Annotated in this window: 20 protein-coding genes and 1 pseudogene; 20 read left to right on the plus strand and 1 reads right to left on the minus strand. The window is 55.1% G+C overall.

The features are described 5' to 3' along the window. The first annotated feature begins 1 nt into the window (after window position 1). From RYC18_RS13560 to RYC18_RS13605, 10 genes are read left to right on the plus strand one after another with little or no spacing between them, the layout of a single operon-like run. Window positions 2-757 (plus strand): hypothetical protein, encoded by a 756-nt coding sequence (locus tag RYC18_RS13560; RefSeq protein WP_011267080.1) that lies wholly within the window; start codon window positions 2-4, stop codon window positions 755-757. Beyond that, window positions 754-1455, plus strand: a complete 702-nt coding sequence (locus RYC18_RS13565; RefSeq protein ID WP_011267079.1) for a DUF2786 domain-containing protein — start codon at window positions 754-756, stop codon at window positions 1453-1455. Before RYC18_RS13560 ends, RYC18_RS13565 begins: the two co-directional genes overlap by 4 nt. Further along, entirely contained in the window at window positions 1455-2801 is a 1347-nt protein-coding gene (gene dnaB / locus RYC18_RS13570) for a replicative DNA helicase (RefSeq protein ID WP_011267078.1), read from the plus strand. The genes RYC18_RS13565 and dnaB overlap by 1 nt, the downstream gene beginning before the upstream one ends. Then, on the plus strand, window positions 2798-3139 hold the full coding sequence (locus RYC18_RS13575) for a hypothetical protein (protein ID WP_003424982.1): 342 nt from the start codon (window positions 2798-2800) through the stop codon (window positions 3137-3139). Before dnaB ends, RYC18_RS13575 begins: the two co-directional genes overlap by 4 nt. Before the next feature lies 1 nt (window position 3140). Next, window positions 3141-3548 (plus strand): hypothetical protein, encoded by a 408-nt coding sequence (locus RYC18_RS13580; RefSeq protein WP_087677450.1) that lies wholly within the window; start codon window positions 3141-3143, stop codon window positions 3546-3548. After that, a complete protein-coding gene (locus RYC18_RS13585) occupies window positions 3545-3790 on the plus strand; it encodes a hypothetical protein (protein WP_024661822.1) in 246 nt (81 codons plus the stop codon). The genes RYC18_RS13580 and RYC18_RS13585 overlap by 4 nt, the downstream gene beginning before the upstream one ends. After that, on the plus strand, window positions 3726-4043 hold the full coding sequence (locus RYC18_RS13590; protein WP_003317584.1) for an Arc family DNA-binding protein: 318 nt from the start codon (window positions 3726-3728) through the stop codon (window positions 4041-4043). Before RYC18_RS13585 ends, RYC18_RS13590 begins: the two co-directional genes overlap by 65 nt. A gap of 2 nt (window positions 4044-4045) precedes the next feature. Next, the gene (locus tag RYC18_RS13595) at window positions 4046-5806 is read left to right on the plus strand and encodes a ParB family protein (RefSeq protein ID WP_087677449.1); all 1761 of its coding nucleotides are present in this window, start codon (window positions 4046-4048) and stop codon (window positions 5804-5806) included. A 36-nt stretch (window positions 5807-5842) separates the two neighbouring features. Beyond that, complete coding sequence (locus RYC18_RS13600) at window positions 5843-6580, plus strand: DUF2857 domain-containing protein (protein WP_011267074.1); 738 nt, start codon at window positions 5843-5845, stop codon at window positions 6578-6580. A gap of 5 nt (window positions 6581-6585) precedes the next feature. Next, window positions 6586-7950: an STY4528 family pathogenicity island replication protein gene (locus tag RYC18_RS13605; RefSeq protein WP_176394378.1), complete on the plus strand. Its 1365-nt coding sequence runs from the start codon at window positions 6586-6588 to the stop codon at window positions 7948-7950. Window positions 7951-8006: 56 nt separating this feature from the next. Here the strand turns inward: RYC18_RS13605 and RYC18_RS13610 are convergent, their stop codons facing one another. Next, complete coding sequence (locus tag RYC18_RS13610) at window positions 8007-8279, minus strand: hypothetical protein (protein ID WP_176394377.1); 273 nt, start codon at window positions 8277-8279, stop codon at window positions 8007-8009. 142 nt (window positions 8280-8421) lie between these two features. Between RYC18_RS13610 and RYC18_RS13615 the strand changes: the two genes are divergently transcribed. The 10 genes and pseudogenes from RYC18_RS13615 to RYC18_RS13660 all read left to right on the plus strand — a co-directional run bounded on the left by RYC18_RS13615 (window position 8422) and on the right by RYC18_RS13660 (window position 19500). Continuing rightward, on the plus strand, window positions 8422-9201 hold the full coding sequence (locus RYC18_RS13615; protein WP_005895544.1) for a PFL_4669 family integrating conjugative element protein: 780 nt from the start codon (window positions 8422-8424) through the stop codon (window positions 9199-9201). Further along, window positions 9198-9782, plus strand: a complete 585-nt coding sequence (locus tag RYC18_RS13620; protein ID WP_005895541.1) for a DUF3158 family protein — start codon at window positions 9198-9200, stop codon at window positions 9780-9782. The genes RYC18_RS13615 and RYC18_RS13620 overlap by 4 nt, the downstream gene beginning before the upstream one ends. Window position 9783: 1 nt before the next feature. Continuing rightward, window positions 9784-10248 carry a single-stranded DNA-binding protein gene (locus RYC18_RS13625; protein WP_005895538.1) on the plus strand — a complete coding sequence of 155 codons (465 nt, stop codon included), beginning with the start codon at window positions 9784-9786 and terminating at the stop codon, window positions 10246-10248. Between the two features lie 202 nt (window positions 10249-10450). Next, a complete protein-coding gene (locus RYC18_RS13630) occupies window positions 10451-10696 on the plus strand; it encodes a hypothetical protein (protein WP_024666896.1) in 246 nt (81 codons plus the stop codon). 75 nt (window positions 10697-10771) lie between these two features. After that, window positions 10772-10960, plus strand: a pseudogene (locus RYC18_RS13635) (CrpP family ICE-associated protein); the annotation flags it as partial. A 103-nt stretch (window positions 10961-11063) separates the two neighbouring features. Next, entirely contained in the window at window positions 11064-12950 is a 1887-nt protein-coding gene (locus tag RYC18_RS13640; RefSeq protein WP_087677447.1) for a hypothetical protein, read from the plus strand. 2 nt (window positions 12951-12952) lie between these two features. After that, on the plus strand, window positions 12953-14905 hold the full coding sequence (locus tag RYC18_RS13645) for a DEAD/DEAH box helicase (RefSeq protein WP_003424996.1): 1953 nt from the start codon (window positions 12953-12955) through the stop codon (window positions 14903-14905). 110 nt (window positions 14906-15015) lie between these two features. Next, a complete protein-coding gene (locus RYC18_RS13650) occupies window positions 15016-16482 on the plus strand; it encodes a YecA family protein (protein ID WP_011267071.1) in 1467 nt (488 codons plus the stop codon). A gap of 151 nt (window positions 16483-16633) precedes the next feature. Beyond that, the gene (locus RYC18_RS13655) at window positions 16634-17767 is read left to right on the plus strand and encodes a TcpQ domain-containing protein (protein WP_074291191.1); all 1134 of its coding nucleotides are present in this window, start codon (window positions 16634-16636) and stop codon (window positions 17765-17767) included. Next, on the plus strand, window positions 17764-19500 hold the full coding sequence (locus RYC18_RS13660; RefSeq protein ID WP_011267069.1) for a PilN family type IVB pilus formation outer membrane protein: 1737 nt from the start codon (window positions 17764-17766) through the stop codon (window positions 19498-19500). Before RYC18_RS13655 ends, RYC18_RS13660 begins: the two co-directional genes overlap by 4 nt. Window position 19501: the final 1 nt, after the last annotated feature.

Consider the following 19501-nt stretch of genomic DNA (forward strand, 5'->3'; position numbering starts at 1 on the left):
GATGGCAAAGACAAATCTCACGGAAGCTTCCGGCATTACTCCTCAGTTGATGCAGAAGCTCAACGAGCAGTACGACTCATCACAACTGCGCGCCGCTCAGACCAAGCTTACGAACACGTCACGTGAGCTCCGCAATTTAAGCTCCGGCCATAAGATGGGCCGCGGCTTGATTAGTCGACTGGGTGATTACTTGAGCGTGGAACAGCGTGAACTGCTCTCACAGGCCGCGCAGCTCCTTGAATCAGTGAACTCTCATGTCGAGCATGCCAAGGAAAAACGTGTACGCGACGAGAAAGCGGTTAAACGTCGGCAGGAGGCTCGGAACGCAAGAGCGAAACTACTGATTGCGGCCACATATCCCCTGCCCACTGAGAGCCTGGACCAGAAACTTGAGCTCCTGAAAACGGCGCTGTTATTCAACCGCATCGGCGCATATGACAGTTTCTACTCCGCAGTCGAGCTTAATAGCGAGATCCGAAGCACCTTACTGACGCCGTTCAGCAGACTGATAGGTTGGGGAAGCCTGACCGCTTACCGACTCAGTTGCCTAGACTCGCTTCGTATCCGGCTCGTTGAGGCACTGACTAATGACATCTCTTACGACGATGGATCTGAGGTCGAGGATCGGCTAGCCGCTCTGCAGTCAAAAGTCCGTGATGCGAATGCTAAAGCCGCGCTCACAGCTGAAGAACATGAAACCCTCAGACTCTGGAAAGAGGCTCTGGCAGTTGAGGCAGTACCGGAGGTACGGCCATGAGCATTGACCGCCAACGGATAATCGACAAAGTCATCAAATGCTTCGCACTGGCACGTTCTGCGGGTGCCTCTCCTAATGAGGCTGAGACAGCCCTGCGGCAAGGCCGCAAGCTTATGGAGCAGTACCAGCTCGAAGAGCTTGAGGTGGACGCCCACCTCGCACGTGAGGCGTCAGTATCTGCCGGCACAAAGCGAGCGCCAGCGAGTTGGCTGCACAGCCTGGCAGGCACGTGCGCGAGCGCTTTCGACTGCGATTGTTTTGCTTTCCCCTCACGGCCTGGAGACTGGCATTTCAAGTTCGTCGGGTTAGGTGTATCGCCCGATCTGGCGTGCTATGCCTATTCCGCTCTTCATCTGCAGCTTGTTTCGGCGCGTCGTCAGCACGTTTCGCAGCTCAAACGCTGCAATCCAACCACCAAAAGACGACGTGGACGGATTTTTGCCGAAGCATGGATCAATGCGGTGGCCACCAACGTTTACAAATTCGCCGGTCGACAAAATGCTGAAGCTCAGCAAGCGATAAGCGCTTACCTCAGCCTGCACCACCCCACCGTAGTCGAAAAAGAGCTTGTGCCCACCTCTGTTAAGGGCCACGACCTGAAATCTCAACATCAGGGCTGGACGCAAGGTTCTAGAGCAGCGTTGCACAGAGGCGTCGATCAGCACTCCCAGTCCCCGGCAAGAATCGGGAGGGCTTGATGGACATTTCTCATATGTCACCTCCCCACTCCGTTGAAGCCGAACAAGCTGTGCTTGGCGGACTGATGCTTGATAACGATTCCTGGGACCTGATCGCAGACCGTATTAAAGCCGATGATTTCTACCGGGCCGAGCACCGTCTGATATTCCAGAGCATTGCTGGGCTGGCTGAATCGAACAGGCCATTTGACGTGGTCACGGTTTCCGACTCCATTACAGCAATAGATGCTGCTGGGGGCTTGGCTTATCTCAGTGAGCTCGCCAAAAACACGCCTTCTGTGGCCAACATCAAGGCTTATGCAGAAACAGTGAGTAACCGAGCTCATCTACGCCGGATTATTTCACACGGCTATGCATGTACCCGGGAGGCTTCAGATCCTCAAGCGAATGCGTCTGAGGTTCAGGACGTCATCGAGCAGCAACTTTTTGCTTTGGGGCAAGGACGGCAGACTTCCGACTTTGTGGACGTCAACCAGATGCTTATGCAGGTGGTCGACAAGATCGATCTTCGCTTCAACGCTGGGGAGTCGGTCGTTGGATTGCCCACAGGGCTTTCCGATCTTGATGAATTGACGGGCGGACTACAACCAGCCGATCTGATCATCATTGCGGCCAGACCCTCCATGGGCAAAACCAGCCTGGCGCTCAACTTGGTAGACGCTGCGCTTCAAAAAGATACTCAGGCCACTGTTCAGGTCTACAGCCTCGAGATGCCGGCAGAGGCGATCATTTACAGGCTCATCTCGATCCTGGGGCACCTGAACCTGGAGAAGTTGATACGCGGGCAGTTGGAGGATGAGGACTGGCCGAAGCTCGCGATGGCAGTGCAAAAGATCAACTCGTATGGCGATCGCCTTGTAATTGATGATCAAGCTGACCTCACTCCCTCGGCAATTCGTGCGCGGGCTCGCAGAGGCGCACGGCGTTTCGGAAAGCCAGTCCTGATATTGATCGATTATCTGCAAATGATGAAATGTCCAGGTAAAGAAAATCGGACCAATGAAATCAGTGAGATATCTCGGTCACTCAAGGCTTTGGCCAAAGAGTTCGACTGTCCTGTCGTGGCGCTCTCTCAGCTCAACAGAGAACTTGAGCGGCGTCCGAACAAGCGACCTATCAATGCAGACCTCCGTGAGTCGGGCGCGCTTGAGCAAGACGCTGACCTGATTCTGTTCGTATATCGGGACGAGGTTTACAACCCCGACAGCGAGCAAAAAGGGGTCGCCGAACTCATTCTCAGCAAGCATCGAAACGGCGCGCTCGGCACCGTCCGAACGGCCTTCATCCCCCAACACACCCGTTTCGAAAACCTCTCGGCCGCCGCATGGCAAGGAGCTCGATCATGAGCGCGCGCAATAAACCTCTTTGCATAACTCATGAGTGCCGCACGTGCGGCCACCACCACCCTTTCACCGCGGTCATGCCAGCAGGAAAACGTGCGCCCGAGTGCCCTTCGTGCCATAGCGGTGAAGTCGTAGAACTGGAGCTGGTGCACCCACAGTGGAGCGTTGTGGCCTCCAGTAAAGCACCAGACAGCAAGGAGTACACCGTCGTGTTCCGCATGAGCCCAGGTACTTCCAGAAAAGCCTTCATGAAAAAACTCACTGACACCTTTGTCGACCACGAGGTTGAAATCCTAGAGATCCAGTCGGGTGACAAGCTCGGCGGATTGGGAGGCCAGTGACATGCAGCTATATCACACTACTGAAGAAGATCTGCCGGTCCAGTCGGACCGGGAAAAAGAGCGCCTCCGGAGCGATATCGAGAAGGCGATGGCTGATTACTTAAGTCGTGGGGGCGCTATCAACCAGGTTGAAGCGAGCCAGCGCTCGAATGACAGCTCATTCATTATCAACCCTGAAAAAACCGCACAGTTGAAGGCGGATACCAGCGCTCGTGGGCGGAAAAAAACAAACGATCTGACCGACACAGAGCTGGCGCGACTGCTGAAAGCTCACTGCACAGCAGGGGCATCACTGGCGTCCGCCGCTGCGACGCTCAATCAAACGCGGAAGCGTTGTGAAGCCATAGCTCGTCGCTATCAGATCCCCTTCCGCTCTGCTGCTTTTACAAAAGCGAGGGCGCGGTCATGAGCAATACATCTACGTCTCTTCGAGGCAGGAAAAAGTCCCTGCAGGACTTGGCTGACTTCGCCATCTCACAGGGATGGGCAGTGCATCGCACTCATGGTGGGCATATCAAGTTCACCAAAGGTGGGTGTTCACCCATCTTCACTTCTTTCACACCCAGCGACCACAGGGCCGGCCTCAATGCTCGCGCTCAATTGCGCCGCGCACAAAACCAAAGCCAGATTGGAGATCGCCATGCTGAATAACGAAGCTGTGAATATTCGTGAGGACGACAAAGACGAGAAGTTCGTCATCCGCCTACCTACTGGAATGAGGGGCCGGGTCCGTGGGGCTGCAAAAGCAAACCATCGCTCAATGAACTCAGAAATCATAAGCCGTATTGAAGCGACGCTTCGTCACGAGCAGGAGATTGCGAGGCTTACGGCTGTGATCGATGTGCTGCTCAAAGGCGGAACACCGACCAGCAACGTCATCCAACTTCCTGAGGCGGGCCAATAATCATGGCTGGCAAACTGACTGCAGATGAAATCTCGGGCAAGTTGTTACAAGGCTCATTCAGTCGTTCTGGCCCGACGGTTGATCAACTGCCGGACCCGATTGTAGATACGCCCATGGTTCTTACCCTGGACGAGATGAAAGCCTTCGAGCAAAACCCTCGCACCGTAACCAATGCGAAGTACAAGGAGATCAAAGACTCCATCAGGCAGCGCGGCTTGGATCACCGCCCTACAGTAACGCGTCGACCTGGCGAAATTAAATACACCATCAACAACGGCGGCAATACACGTCTGCAGATTCTTCGGGAGCTGTACAGCGAAACCGGCGAAGACCGTTTCTATCGGCACAATGTTCTGTTTCGGCCCTGGGACTCAGCACGTGGGGAGATTATCGCTCTCACAGGTCACCTTTCGGAAAACGATCTTCGCGGTTCTCTGATGTTCATCGAAAGGGCGGTGGGCATAGAAAATGCTCGTGCCATCTATGAGAAAGAAGCCGGTGAGTCCATATCTCAAAGGGAACTGGTTCGGAGGCTCAGTGCCGACGGCTATCCGGTTTCCCAGTCACATATCAGCAAGATGCAGGATACGGTTCGCAGCCTTCTTCCAGTGATACCCAGTGCGCTTTACTCAGGGTTAGGAAAACACCAGGTGGAGCGTCTCCTTTCCCTACGCAAGGCCGCTGGCCAGACCTGGATCACGCATACAGAGGGGAAAGAACACATCCCTGACTTCGAAGGTTTGTTCCAGGACGTACTATCTCTGTTCGATGGCGATGCGAGCGAGTTTGTCTACGAGCGGGTTCAGGATGAGTTGATCAGTCACATGCAGTCGGGAACGGGGCTGTCTTACGAGCAGCTCCTACTCACATTGAGTGAAAATCAGAACCAAGCACGACGTTCATCTGTGATCGATACCCCAGTGAGTTTGACGCCAGCTCAACAGCCTGGACCTGCTGGCCTTCCGCCTGAAGCTGACGACGGTCCGGGTAGCCATCAGCAACAGGAACCAGCCATTCAGGCTCGCCCTTCTGAGGCTGGCAAAAACAAGGGCAAACAGGACGTATCGCCAAGGTCTTCGAAAACCGAAACTATCGATAACAAGCCCCCTCAGGCTCCTGAGCTCACCGAGCAGGAGCGCGCAGAAAGGCTTGCTGGGCATATCGTTAGCCCGATATCCACCACCGAACGTGTGCAGGATGTGAAGCGGCAGTTGGCAGCCCTCGATGGGGAAAATCTGCCCGACTTCAAGACAAATGCGCTGATTTCGATACCGGTCCAAGCGGGTGGGTTACATCCTATCTCTGACGTCTGGTACATCGAACGTATCCTCGACCAGCCGGATGAATTGCGGCCGGTAATCGCTCAGCTCGCCCGAGAGATCGCCCACCTGTCAGGCATCAATCCAGACAGCGTGATTGATGTCCCGGGTGGTTTGGGCTTCCTCTGCCAAGACCCTCCTGAAAATTTAGACCTCAGCGATCTGGCCAATAACGTACTGACCCTTCTCCAGTCGATTAGTGGGGTGTATGCAATTGCCTTGATCAAAGAGTCCCCCGAGCAACCACTGGATGTGTCCGAGTTTCAGTTCACCGCCGCGCTGGCCCAGTTGCTGTTAGGTAGCCCGAGATACGAAGACCGTGAAGCAATACTCCAGGGGCGCTTGGACGATACCTGCATCGTTAAGCTTTTCCGACTCATTCGCCTCGGCCGACGGTTGGTGGAGCTGGAAGTTGGAAGCGTCAGCGTGGTTCAGACCCCATGAGGTTTTTTTCCGGCGTTGTGAGACAGGAGTTTGGTCATGTCGAAAAAACATAACCCCCTCAACGAAGCCATGGTCGCGCAAATTCTGCATCACTTGCGCAACGGTGAAGTGAGGCGTTGCCTTGATATGGGACTGGACCCAGAAATTCTGGCAATGCTCCAGCATCCCTCATCACAAAGTGTGTTGCTGAACTCTGCAGTTATCTGGTGCCGCGTGGCGGTTGATCCGGACATGGTGAAGCGTCTGCTGGCGAACAAGGAGCGCACTGATCAGGAAAACCGAATCGTGCAGCGCGCGCTTCGTTTGGGGGCGACGACCCCAATGCTGCAGGAGTTCTTCGGCATGTCCCCCCAAGAAGTTTCCTTGCAACGGGTACTGGTAGGTGTTCCTGGACGCCCTGGGCGATTCAGAGACATTCCCGATGACGCACCTCTGTGGCATAGGTTTGTGCAACTGATGGAAGAGTACAACGTGGATCATACGGATGGTGTCGCATTACTTGATATCGCGATGATGCTGACGGAGGAGGTAAACATCCCTCCTGAAGAGCCCCACATCGTGCCTCCGGATCAGATCACCCTGGGCCTCGTCTGGAACAAGATTCAAGGATGGCTGGCTCAGGACCTATACCCGACTGGCAAGAAGCGTAAATCGGCAAGCCTCGTAATGCTGGGGGAGTCGCGGCAACAGTCTAAAGCAAACGCTAATCGGAGCCGGCCGGGTCAAAGCCAGGCGAACAAGCCCGTGGGCAAGGTAGAAGGCGACCGGATGTGATAAGGATGAACCGGCGCCCTTCTCTGGGGGGAGCCATTAATGCCGCTGCCGGGGCTCTACAAAATCATCTGCTGCTCCAGCAATTAAAGCTGGCCCAACAGCAGAGCTCTGGCTCAGATAATAGAAAGTCGGTTGCTGGCTCAGATACTGAGGACACACTCGACGGTATCGTTTTCAGTGGAAATCCACATGAGACGGTGCCGCGAAGCCTCCTGCTTGATGATCGACTTTCACCGCTTGAGCGCAATGCTTGGCAAGTCTTCAGACTGCTTATTAACGCAGATGGCATCACAGCCTTTCCGACTTATGAACAACTTCGTCCCTACCTTGGCTCAGTCCCAGGAAAATTCGCATCCAGAGAGACTGTAGCGAAGGCTCTGACAGTGCTTCGCTTGACGCGCTGGCTTAGTCTTGGACGGCGAGTAAGAGACTCTCTGAGCGGTCGAATGCAGGGAAACGTCTACATCCTGCATGACGAACCGGTCGGGTGTGTTGAGGCTATGGAGCTTGATCGCGACTACCTGTTGCTTGTAGGCCATTCCCTCGAGCATGCAAATAAAGCTGTCAGGACCGTGGCAGATTTGGCATTCAAAGAATTCGCAGCCGACCCTAATCAATCGACAGGTATGCTGCCCACGCGGCTTGATGTCATTGAGGGTAGATGGCGTAGTCAGGGTTGGCATGATGCACCGAATGCCGTGGATCGCGAAGAAAACCAGCCTGAGTTCGGAATCCGAACTCAGCAAGAAATCGGGCCCTCAGCACTGAGTTCGGATTCCGAACTCAGTAAAATCAGCGAGAAAGCGAATCTCGAAAGACCGAGTTCGGAATCCGAACTCAGTCTAAAATCAGCATCATTCGGCACAGTTCGGATTCCGAACTCATATAGTACGTATACGAATACAAATACATCTGTATGTAAAAGCTCTGTACCGCGCGAGGCTGTGAGCGCTCCAGTCGATCTACCTCCAGGGTTTGAAAGGTTTACTGAGGATCAACGCTTCAGGGCGATGACCGCATTGCAGAGCGTCGAGCCGACACTGCGAGAACCGTTGCTTGATCAATGGCGCCATCGTTGCAATAGCGGTTCCGTGAAGAACCCATTCGGTTATCTGTTGAGCTGCATGCAGAAAGCCCTGAGTGGGGAATTCAACGCCCAGTGGCAGGCTCCTAGAGCGTCAGCTCAAAATCCACAGGCGCACTCCCCCCAGCCGAAACATGTCAGCAACGCGCCTGATCAACCAAAGCCAACTCCCCCGCCTCCCGTCAAAAAAGTCTCGCCGCAAGATCGTGACGAGTCTTCACTGGCTGCCGGGCGCAGCTCAATGATGGACATCAAGCGGATAATTCGACCGAGATCACAGGGTTGAACAGATCAGCTGAATGCTGCAATCAAGGCAAGCACTGTGACTCCACTGGCATCAGTTCAAGCATCGACCGAGGTGATTCCCCGGGAATCACTATCGGCACCGGTCTGGGTGATGCCACTGACATCACTTTCAGCATCGACCGAGGTGATTCCCCTGGAATCACCTCCGGCACCGGTCTGGGTGATGCCACTGGTATCACTTTCAGCGCCGATCAGGGTGATTCCCCGGGAATCACTACCAGCTCCAGTCTGGGTGATGCCACTGGCATCACTTTGAGCGCCGAACAGGGTGATTCCCCGGGAATCACTTCCAGCACCGCTCTGAGTCATTCCACACGCAAGCCCACGAAAATAAGGGTCTCCGCCAAAAAACCATTCCGATCAAGAAACGGTTTGTTACTGACCCTGAGTTATACGCGCAGGCAGTCTTGCCTCGCCCTATCAATCATTTCTTATAAAGGAAGCGCTCAGCATGGCTGACAACTTTCAGCTCAACCTCGGTTCATTGCGAAGCAGCGTCAACCTGACCCTGCACACCCACCATGCCTCGCGCCTCTGGTTTGGGCGTCAACGCACCGAAGGCAAGCCTGGCATGATCGGCCTGAGCGGCTTTGCCAACATCCTCAATCGCATCAAGCGTGGCTGTGAACAGGACGATCCTTATTCAGACTGGTTTCTGATCCTTATAGAAGAAAAGATCGAAGCCTCTGAACAGGAAATGAAAGATATCGACGCCAGGCTGGACGAAGTTATGGCCTCACTGCCGCCGATGCTTTCAATAGGTCAAAACCTATCCGTGCAGCCGGTGACACTGCCGCTGTTCCTGTCCACGCCGCTGGCGTTCAAAGCGGTCTTTTTGCTCACTGCCTACGACGAGCTGGTGCGGCGCATTCTTCTGGCCAGCCACGTCGGCCTTATAGACAACAACGCCAAAGGCCAGTGGCTCGATGAGGGGGCTGCAATCCTGCGTCGTCTTTTCGGTTTGAGTCAGCGCTGGAAGTTCTCGGGAGCAAGCCGAGATGATTTTGCGGCCAAGAACGCACGTTCCGAGCAGGCTCGTGAGATGTACGCATCGTTTGGTGAAATCCCCCAAGATATTTTGGAAGGAACTCGCAAATCAAGCTTCGCGCCGTCCCCCTCTTCGGCATCAAATGCCGCGGTCAGTGAAGACGGTGATGACGACGGCTTCGAGGAGACCATCACGCTGGGCCAGCCGCACCCTGACAAGTCTGAACCTGAGTCCGCAGAGTGATTAACGTGACGGCCAACCCCGCGCACCAGAATCAAGAGCGCCAGAGCCTGCAACAGGGTGCCTTCCAACCCCTGCAACAGGATGCCTTCGTAGCACTGCAACATGCGCCCTTCCTAAAAGGCCTTTTAAAACCTTTTAAAGGTAAGGGGGGGATGCTCCAGTTGGCAGAGTTATGCCGGTCCCTTGAAGCCGATCTGAATGCGCTGGCTGAAGATCAAGTGCTGGCCCAGGCGAACAGGCATCCCTACACCCTTCTACCTGTGCGGATGGTTCGGCAACGCACAAGCGCTGGCACAGTTTTTCTCCGCTGGCAGGAAATGGGAACGCGGCAGATGGGCGTCACTGTTTGGTCCAGCTTGCTGGCCGATCCCAGAACACCCGAATCACTGCTCCAGGATCTGCACTCCATGGAACAGCAACGCGTCGCTTTGAATATGCAAATAAGTCTGGTCCATACCATCGGCCGGCAGGCCGCCGAATGTGCCGAAAAGATGGCCCAGGCAGATGCCGTTTACTCAGGACGGCTGCAACAGATCTCACAATCCAGCGGCATTTCACCGCACACGCAGAAGGAGTCCTAACATGGGCACATCAGTAGACTGGGAAGGTAACCTTGGCTCTGCTCCAGAATTTAAGGAGTTCGCCAACGGCAACAAAGATCCGCGCCGCTTGCTACGGCTGAACGTTTACTTTGACAATTCAATTCCGAAAGCCGATGGATCAGGCTTTGAGGACAGAGGCGGTTTCTGGGCCAACGTAGAATATTGGCACCGCGATGCGGAACACTATGCCAACCTGTTCCAAAAGGGCATGCGGGTCATGATCCAAGGGCGAGCGATCATTGATAACTGGACCAAGGACGGTAAGGAGTTTTCTGCGTTGAAAGTGCAGGCATCGCGGGTCGCAATCCTTCCCCACCGGGTTGAAGCGGTGCAATTGGCCCCTTCCCAGTCATACAACCAGCCGCAAAGCGAGCAACAGCATACCGACCGGAATTCAACTCAAAATGATGCAGCTCCGCATTTCGACGACGATATTCCTGTGTAGGAAACCTGTGCGAAAAATCGCGCCCTCTGCGTGAAGCTGCTGGTGGAAACGACACTGATCAACGTTGTTCTCCATCAGCAGGCAGGTACTTCTGCATTGTTCACCCGCTGGCGAAAAACGCCCTCCTCGTGGATCTGCTGGTTAAATGAATCTGCGAATCGGGAAGCCCACTTGACGACTATTCTCTTACAGGTCGAATCCAATGAGTGACATCAACAACTTCGTTACCTATGTCATCCGCATGCCAAACGACACCGTATCAAGGACCGCCCTGACTACTGAATTGAATGAGGCGGTTATCAGTAATGGAGGAGTCATCACCGGGACATCAGTGGAGGATGAAATGACACTGAATGAGCTGTTTGAAGCCCGTATGAACGACCTGGATGTCCAAGAAGCCCGGCGGGCAGCTAAGGAGCTGGCGACAACTGAATACCTTGAAGAGTGAAAAATTCGCCTCGTTCGTGAAGTCTTAGATGTATGCGATCTACTCCACGGGAACCCTCAGTTGTGAGAACAGCCCCCTACAGCGACGCACGAGACTTCGGATCGGCGTCGATTCAACAATCCTCACCATGCCGTGATGCTCGCGGGTGCTGAAGCGGCACTTAAAGGCATCCCTCTCCACGAATGCCTCTACCGGCATCCAGCCATGCGCGCATCGTGGCTAAAGGGGTTTGCCCAGGAGCAACAGCAAAGCTTCAAGTTCTGACTCAGCGCGATTAACCCACTCTCCCACGTTAACGGTTACGCATGGCGAGCGAAGATCAGGTCTAGGACAGTGCTGCCTCAAGTCACTTTGAGCTCATTGATTCATGACCGCCGAGCCTATTTGCGAAACAACTCTCGTCCAAACTCTTCTCGATATTGCGAAATTCCCAGAACGTCATCGAGCTGTCGCCAACACTTGGGCTGATCATTTCAACGTACCGGCGGAAGCACGTGACGAGTTCATACTGCACTACCTGACTCACACCTCCTCAACTCGATGCTGGTGCGTTGCTCTGCATAACGATGGCTCGGTTGCACGTCCAACTGTGGCGCGGATCGGAAGGCAGCTGCAATACTTCGATGGCCAGCTGATTTCAGCTGTGCGATTTGATGAGAAGAGAAAAGTCCCCGGGCACGCACCAAGTCCGAGCCAAGCTTTGAAGCTGGCTCATAAGTTGATTACTCATGACAGCGCGGATGCACTTCTGACCTCATTCTGCAAACCAGCACGGGACCTGGCGCGGGGTGAAGCGGAACTTAGTATAAGACCGCTGGTGAAATACAATATGGGCGCGCTTAGTTCAGAGGGCCGGAACAAACGTTTCTACGCGCCACGCGGCCGCTTTTACATCACCTGTATCGGCGCGGCACTGAAGAGGTTTTGTCAGAACCTCGACCAGGAGCTGTTGCATGCAGTGCGTTCTGTGCAGTGCCCTTCTGCCAAACTTTACAACTGGCTCGCTCAAGGCGATCGCACACGTCGACTACAGGCCTTGAAAGCACAACCGGTGTTGGTGCCGGTGTTGATCGTTGGGGTTGGAATGCCGTGGCCCATGATCGCAGGTGGACTGCTGGTGGAATGCCCATGGTTCGAACTTCAGGGGTTTTGCTGCTCCTGGGAGGGTGAAACCATCATGGACGGGGCCGGGTTCGTGGGAAAGGCAGTCGACACTGGCTTGCCGCTTAACAGGGTTCTGGCATGGCTGTTCTCGGTACCGACGTCCTCGATCCGTTTCCTTGGCCAGCAGCGGGTCTACGACACCGGCAGCGCGCTCAGTCGTTTGAATTCTGAGGGCCTTGAGGCAGGCTGGGAGCATTTGATCGCGGGCTCTCTGCTAGGCAATCGTCGCCCGAGAACCAAAGCAGAATGGCGTTTTTTCTATTCGTTCAGATCAGCGATTCCATGGGAATTACTCCGACCATTGCGTGATATGAACAATCTTTTGGCGGGCTGCCCTACTGACTGGGCGGACCCCGCCTGGTCAGGCATAGCGACCAAACTTGTTGATTTCAGAGAGCTGTTCGACAATCTAGACCGCGCTGGAAGTTGCGAGGCTCGTAACACCAAGCGCCGGCTGTACGCGTTCTTAAGCGGTTTAAACTTCCGCCAAATATCCAATGTAGTCGATGCGTTCCATGGCGCACTCGCAGACATCAGAGCGAGGCTGGAGCGGGATCACCCGCCTGAGCCATCTGACTGTTTCACAAGGTGGCCGGGGCTGCTGCTGGGCAGTGATCCAATCACCTGCAGTACGACCGGTTTGCAGATCGTCGAATTACGCTGCCCAGCAGACTTAGACCAGGAGCATCGCTCTCTGGGTCACTGCATCGACACATACGACTTCCGTGCATATTCGGGCAACTGCCGACTCTTATCCATCCGATCTGAAGGGCTGCCGCTGGCATCGGTCGAGCTCACACTGAGAACAGGCCGCAATGAGCGAGTGACTGGCGATTTTACACCTCAGCATCTGCATATCGCTCAGATTAGAGACCACGAAAACAAAACCCCAGATGCTCACTCGGTAGTGATGAACGCTTTTGAGTTATTCATGGCCGCAGTCAGAAGCGGTCGTATGCCCGTGCTCCTGGAATGGCCAAATATGGCGATGAAGATGGCGCGTTACGCTGATGAAAAATCGGTGTTCAACATCCGCTTTGGGGAAGAGATCGTGGGCTGGGCTAACAGTTTGTTGGACAAGGGGCTCTGAAGATGGCATCGGCCCAATTGATGAACAAGCGTCCGGTATTGCTTCGCAAAGCCATTTTCGATGGCTACGACTTCGGGCTGTCCCTCAGTTACCTACAAGGTGCAAACAAGCTTTTGCTTCGCCGGAGGGGCTTTTTCATACGCAGGTCTGATCACCCACTGAACCAGTTTTGGCGTGTGCCCAAAGACAAGCTACTCGATGACCTCGATGTGCTCTATCGGGAGCTGGCAGAGCTCGCAGATGGCAAACACATCGAAAGCTGGCAAGCATTCAGAGACAGGATTACCTCTGCCCAGTCCGACGTGCACCGTGACGCATTCACCTGGGGGATGAAGTTCAGGCTCGCGCCGCTGGCGGAAGGCGGTGTGATCCTGTCGGGAGATTTTCATCCTGGTGCTGTAGCAATCGCCAAGCGCATGCGTGGGGTGTTCCTCTCGGCGGGCAAAGCCTGGCGAGTGCAGGGCACACCAGAATTGGTTCGCAGTAATCTGATTCTGGAACTGGGATTGGACGAAGATCAGTTCGAAATTCTGGACACGCTGCAGGAGTTGCTCGCTGACGGGTCGGTCAAGGCGGTGAATGAGGTCACCAGTATCAGTCTGGGTGGCCACTCTCCGGAGTCGACCAAAAGCGAAGAGGAAGTTTCAGATTCAGGTATCTACCTGGCATCTGTCCCATCCATCAAAAACACCGAGCTGACCAGTGCCGATATCGATAAGGCGCTGGAAGGATTCTCGCTGATGGATCATCAGCCAGCAGGAATCAAGCACCTGCTGCAGCGCACGAGCGCGCTACTGGCCGACGACATGGGACTGGGCAAAACTCGCCAGGCTGTGATCGCCGCTGGCATACGCGCACAAGGTAAACCGGTTCTGGTTATTGTGCTCAACAGCCTGATCATCAACTGGCAGCGCGAGATCCTGATGGTGTTTCCCCAAGCTCAGATCGCCATGCAAACCTTTGATGCCAGTGCTGGCTGGATCATCGTGAACTACGAGAGGCTGGGTGATTTTGTCATGCACGCGAGCCGTTTCGCGGTGATGGTCATTGACGAGGCTCACCGACTCAAGGAACCCACTGCAGCGTGGACACGCCACGGCTTCGACATTGCTGCCCAGGTACAAAACCGCTACCTGTTGACGGGCACGCCAGTGCTCAATCGCGAAGCGGAGCTGCACACACTGCTGAGGCTTTCAGGCCATCCAATCGGACAACTGCCCCTCAATGAGTTCTGCGAGCGATTCGCCGGCAGTCCTGAGTTTCGCAAGACGCTTAGAGATGAGATATCCGACTGGATGCTTCGTCGCCGTAAGGATGTGCTGCCCAACCTGAAGGGGAAGCAGCGGCAGACTGTACCGGTGATACTGAGCCAGATAGAACGTGACGAGTACAACCAGATCATGCGGAGCGACCAGCACCGATTCGCAAGGCTGGGCGCACTGCGTCAACTGCTCGAACGCGTGAAGGTACGGATCCTGGCGGATCTGATGGCCGAGCTGGACGTCGACGACAAGGTTATCCTCTTCTGCGAGTATCAGGAATCCGTGGCCACGTTGCGTGAGCACTGCATCAAGATGGGCGTCGGGTGCGTGACGTTGGTAGGCAGTGACTCGCCCAAGAAACGACAGAAGGCGATTGATGCTTTCCAGCAGGATCCGGACTGCAGGGTGTTCATCGGGACCAGGTCGGCCGCCGGAACAGGTTACAACCTGACTGCTGCGAACTATGTCTTTTTTTTGGGGCTTCCATGGACACCGGGGCTGCAGGACCAAGCTGAGGATCGAGCTTATCGCAACGGGCAGTTGCGCATGGTTGTCGTCAAAATCCCTCTAGCTGAGGACACCATCGACCAGCAGCTGTGGCAGATGCTCATGGATAAGCGCGCCCTGGCCAGCGATCTGATCGATCCGGAAGCGGAGGAGTCGAGCAAAAAAGCCCTTGCCGAGATTCTTTAATCGGCTGTGGCAGGAGGCCATGACTTCGAGCTATGTTGCTTAGCCAAGCCGCGTGGAGTCGTTACATGCCATGCCCCTTCAAAGCGCGCCAAAGAAAAAGGACGATCTGAGTGCTGAAACCAATTCTGAAAGAACCCAGTGTCAACGAGAGTGAGAGGGTCCTGTCTGCCATCGTGTCAAACACGTTCTTCAGTCTCTGGTGTTATCCGAGCCTGTTCCGCTCAACAGGCAAGGGTAAAGAGTTCGCCGACCTGACGATTTATTTCAACAACACTCTCGTCATTTTCTCGGACAAAGGCCATGTCAACTTTCAGGAGCACAATGATATCCAGTTGGCCTGGAGCCGCTGGTACCGGGCTGCAGTCAAGGAGTCTGCCAAGCAGCTGCATGGGGCTGAGAGTTTGGTCAGAAACCATCCCGACAAGCTCTTTCTCAACAGTAAGCTGGAGGATCCGTTCCCGTTCGATTTGACTAAACCAGGGTTGAAGATCCATCTGGTAGCGGTCACTGGCGGGATTGGTCAGCACGCCCAACGTTTCTTCGATTCGGTAGGACCTGGTAGTAATGGAACGCTGGTGTACCACTACGAGGTTCCTGAAGATCTTTTGTTGGAGGAGCCGTTCCTCGTAGGCGATGTCGATCCACGAAAAACATTCGTCCATGTACTTGATGAAAGCGGTCTGAAGCTGCTTTTCGAGGAGCTGTGCACACCGGAAGATTTTATCCACTACCTGGAGACGAAGGAGCGGGTTATTCGTAATGGAACCTTCTTATCCAGCGCTGGAGAGGAGGAGACGCTCGCAACATATCTGCAGGAAGATGGTGGGTACGGTTTCGGCGATCTGAGAGCACCGAAGGGCTATGAAGGCCACGCCTTCAGGATCCCGGAAGGGGAATGGAAGCATTATCGTCAGACAGTGGCTTACGCGCTCCGGTATGGCCATAAGAAAAAGGCGAAGCTCTGGAACGAGATCATCGCTCGATTCGCTGATGCCATTACCGAGGCATGTGTAGGTGAGGCCAAGGATCTTCCTTTGATTGGCCATTCAAATGCTCTTCAGATTTTGGCGTCTGAGAACCTGTATTCAAGCAGCTTTCTGGCATCGGCAATGCTCGATAAGTTCGACTTGGTGCCCAAGGGCATCCGCTCTGCGCGCACGTTACCGTCCACCGCCAAGCCAGACCGATTGTATGTATTCGTGTTCTTCCCTTGGGATGATGGCTTTGCGTCATATCAGGATTACCGAGAGGCACGGACGGATTGCATGCAGCTTTACGCATACGTCGCGATGTACAAATACCAGAAAGCGAAGGAGATATTAATTTTCGGAGCTGACACAAAAGGCGGCCAAGGTGGATCTGAGACGATCTTCGCGGTTGATGCGACCGTTCCTCTTTCAAGCGAGGAACGAGAGATGGCTCAGCATACGATGAAGACCTTAAGGATCCTGGATCACGTTGTAGAAAGAGTGATCCAAACATCCAATTCTGGCGCGGATGTCGGACGTAATGAGCCGTGCCCGTGTGGATCGAAGAAAAAATACAAAAAGTGCTGCATGGGTACCGGCATGCATTGAGCTGTGGAGTTGTCGCGTAATTGAGGACCGCTTCCGTCCACATGCATCTCTTCCATAGATAACCTGAAGCGATCCGTTAAGGGTTTAGCAGTGCTTTGCAACCTAAGCGCTGGCACCTTGGCCACCATCAAGAAATGGGGTCAAGGCACACATGATCAGGCAGCTTTCTACACTTTCCATACTCGCGTTGTTCGCCGGATGCACGTCTGTAGCGGACAAACCGGTTGGACCAGCTTTCGATAGCAGCCAGAATCCTGAGCTGCTCTCGCCAGACCTGTACTCAAGTGGCGCCAAGTCCGGTCAGGAGCCGATGGTTCGCTATGGTCGATACGCTCTGGTGAATACCGCTCCAGAGGCCGAACAGCGTGACCTGATGGCCCAGATCATCGATGTCAGCATTCCGGCCAATATGCATCCGTCCGTCCAGGATGCGATGCAGTATGTGGTCAGCCGCTCAGGCTACACCTTGTGCCCACCGAGCACCGGTCACGTAAACATCTTGTTCACACGCCCTCTTCCTGCTGCCCAGTACAAGCTAGGGCCAATGAGCCTGCGCAACACGCTGCAGGTACTGGCCGGTCCGGCATGGCAGGTCAAGGTCAACGAAGTAACGCGCGGTGTGTGTTTTGTACTGCGGCCAGGTTACCAACTGCCGGAGACGTCTAAGCCCGTGGCACTGGCTCAACCTGCGCAACCGGCCAGCACTGGATCAACCTCGGTAGCCAGCACCTCCCCTGCCGTTACCGTTGTAACTGCCCCGGCAACCGGAACCCCATTCAGCAAGGACACATCGCCTGCAGGGCAACCGCAAACCACGGTCGTCACGCAGGCAAAAGCGCAACCAGCTGCATCCATCAGCACCCCAGCCAAGGAAGGCACCCCTACCCAGCAAAAGCCGACTCCTGTGAGCGCGGCTCCGGCGAAGGCCACATCTCAGACCACCGTCACCAAGAGCATCGCTTCGACCAGCCAGGCTCCGATGAAACCTGAACCAGCAGCGAAACCCGTAGCAACCGTTGCGCCACAGCAAACGTGGAATGCACCTGTGGGCAGTACCTTGCGTCAATCGGTCGAAGACTGGGCCAAGCGGGCCGGCTGGCAGGTTATCTGGGTACCGGAGGACCTGGACTACCCCATCGAAGCACCGCTGAGTTTTACAGGCTCCTTCAGTTCGGCGGTCAGGCAGATATTCCCGCTGTACGACAACGCCAAACGGTCCTTTGTGGTGGACGGTAATGAGGGCAATGGTCAGCAGGTTCTGCACGTATCGGAGAGGAAAAAATGAGCATGCCCTTCATGCGTCAGACCGCTCTGAGTCTCGCTGTTCTAACGGCATCAGCATGCTCAGTGCAACGGGTGGATGAAGCCGCTGCACGGGCAGAGGCTACCGCCGATTCTGCCGGCCGTTACGCGGCTATCCAGCGTAACAAGCAGCAACAGGAACGTCGGGACACAGTGATATTCAGCGACAAACCCTGGGTTTCAACGCAGCCAGTTGTTGCGAGACGAGGCATCCCCACCAAGTATGACTGTGAGGTCGCATATAGGCCTGCTGGCAGTGTCGGAATTGCTGAAATTGCCCAGTACATTTCCAGACAGTGCGGGATCCCTGTCCTGGTCTCGCCGGATGCGCTCAATCCTGGCCTGCTGAACGCTAATGCACCTGCACAGGGCAACAATGCGCCTCCAATCAGCACGGCCCCCAACCCTGATAGCCTGGCCGGGTTGCTGCCTGCAGGTATTACGGGCGGCTCCAACCTGGCGCAGGCCTCTCAGGGGAGAAGTTCTGACTTCGCATCCATGCTGACACCGAACCTCGTCAGTGGGTTGCGCTTCACAGGGAAAGCCTCGGGTCTGCTGGATGAGGTCACCGCGCGGCTGGGACTCACCTATCGATTCAATCCCACCTCACGGTCAGTGCAGGTCAGCTATTTCGACACCAAGGTGTTTGACGTCTACGCATTTGGAGACGTGCAGGAAATCAAAAGCACCGTCAGATCCGGTATGACCACCTCCTCAGGTTCGGGAAGTGGTTCGTCGAGCGGATCATCGTCAGGTAGCAGTTCCTCAGGCGTTTCGGGTGACTCGGGCAGCAACCAGAGCACTACAGTCACTCTCAACACATCGATCCTGACTGACATCCAGAGCAACGTGAGGGCAATGCTGAGTACCTCGCCGCCTGGTCGCATGTATCTGTCACCGTCGACCGGGACGTTGACCGTGACTGACCGGCCCGACGTGCTTTCGAACGTTGAGACCTATCTGGCCAAGACCAACCACGCGATCACCCAACAAGTGCTGTTCAATGTGAAGGTGTTTGAGGCGACGCTGACCGACACCGATCAGCTGGCTTTGAACTGGGCGGCCGTCTACAACTCGCTGAGCACAAAGTGGGGCCTGTCTCTCTCGAATACTGTGCCAGGCATCAGCTCCAGCGCAATCTCGGGCTCTGTTGGCATTGTCGATACGGCCAACTCTGCCTGGGCAGGTTCGAACGCGATCATCCAGGCAATCGCAGAGCAGGCCCGGATCTCGAATGTTCGATCGCCGTCTGTGACCACATTGAATCTGCAGCCTGCTCCGCTGCAGATCGGCAACGTCCAAGGCTACATCCCATCGGTTCAGACCAACACCACGGCGTCAGTGGGCTCCAGCACGGCAATTACTCCGGGCACTATCACCTCCGGCTTCAACATGACACTGCAGCCTCGCTTGATGGACGATGACGAGATGTTGCTCATGGTATCGATCAATATGAGCTCCAAACCTACCTTCGAGCCATTCACGAGCAACGGCTCCAGCGTCCAGATCCCCAACTACGATGCGAAAAGTTTGTCACCGAAGGTGAAGCTGCGCAGCGGTCAGACATTGATCCTGTCGGGCTTTGAGGAGCTCAGCGACAACACGGACAAGATCGGCACAGGTTCCCCCGGATTCTTCGGGCTTGGAGGTGGGCGTAAGCGCACCTCGTCAAAAAGCGTTCTGGTAGTGCTGATCACCCCGATTGTGACCAACTGAC

The organism is Pseudomonas syringae group sp. 247E2 (assembly GCF_032587795.1).
Lineage (GTDB): Bacteria > Pseudomonadota > Gammaproteobacteria > Pseudomonadales > Pseudomonadaceae > Aquipseudomonas > Aquipseudomonas amygdali.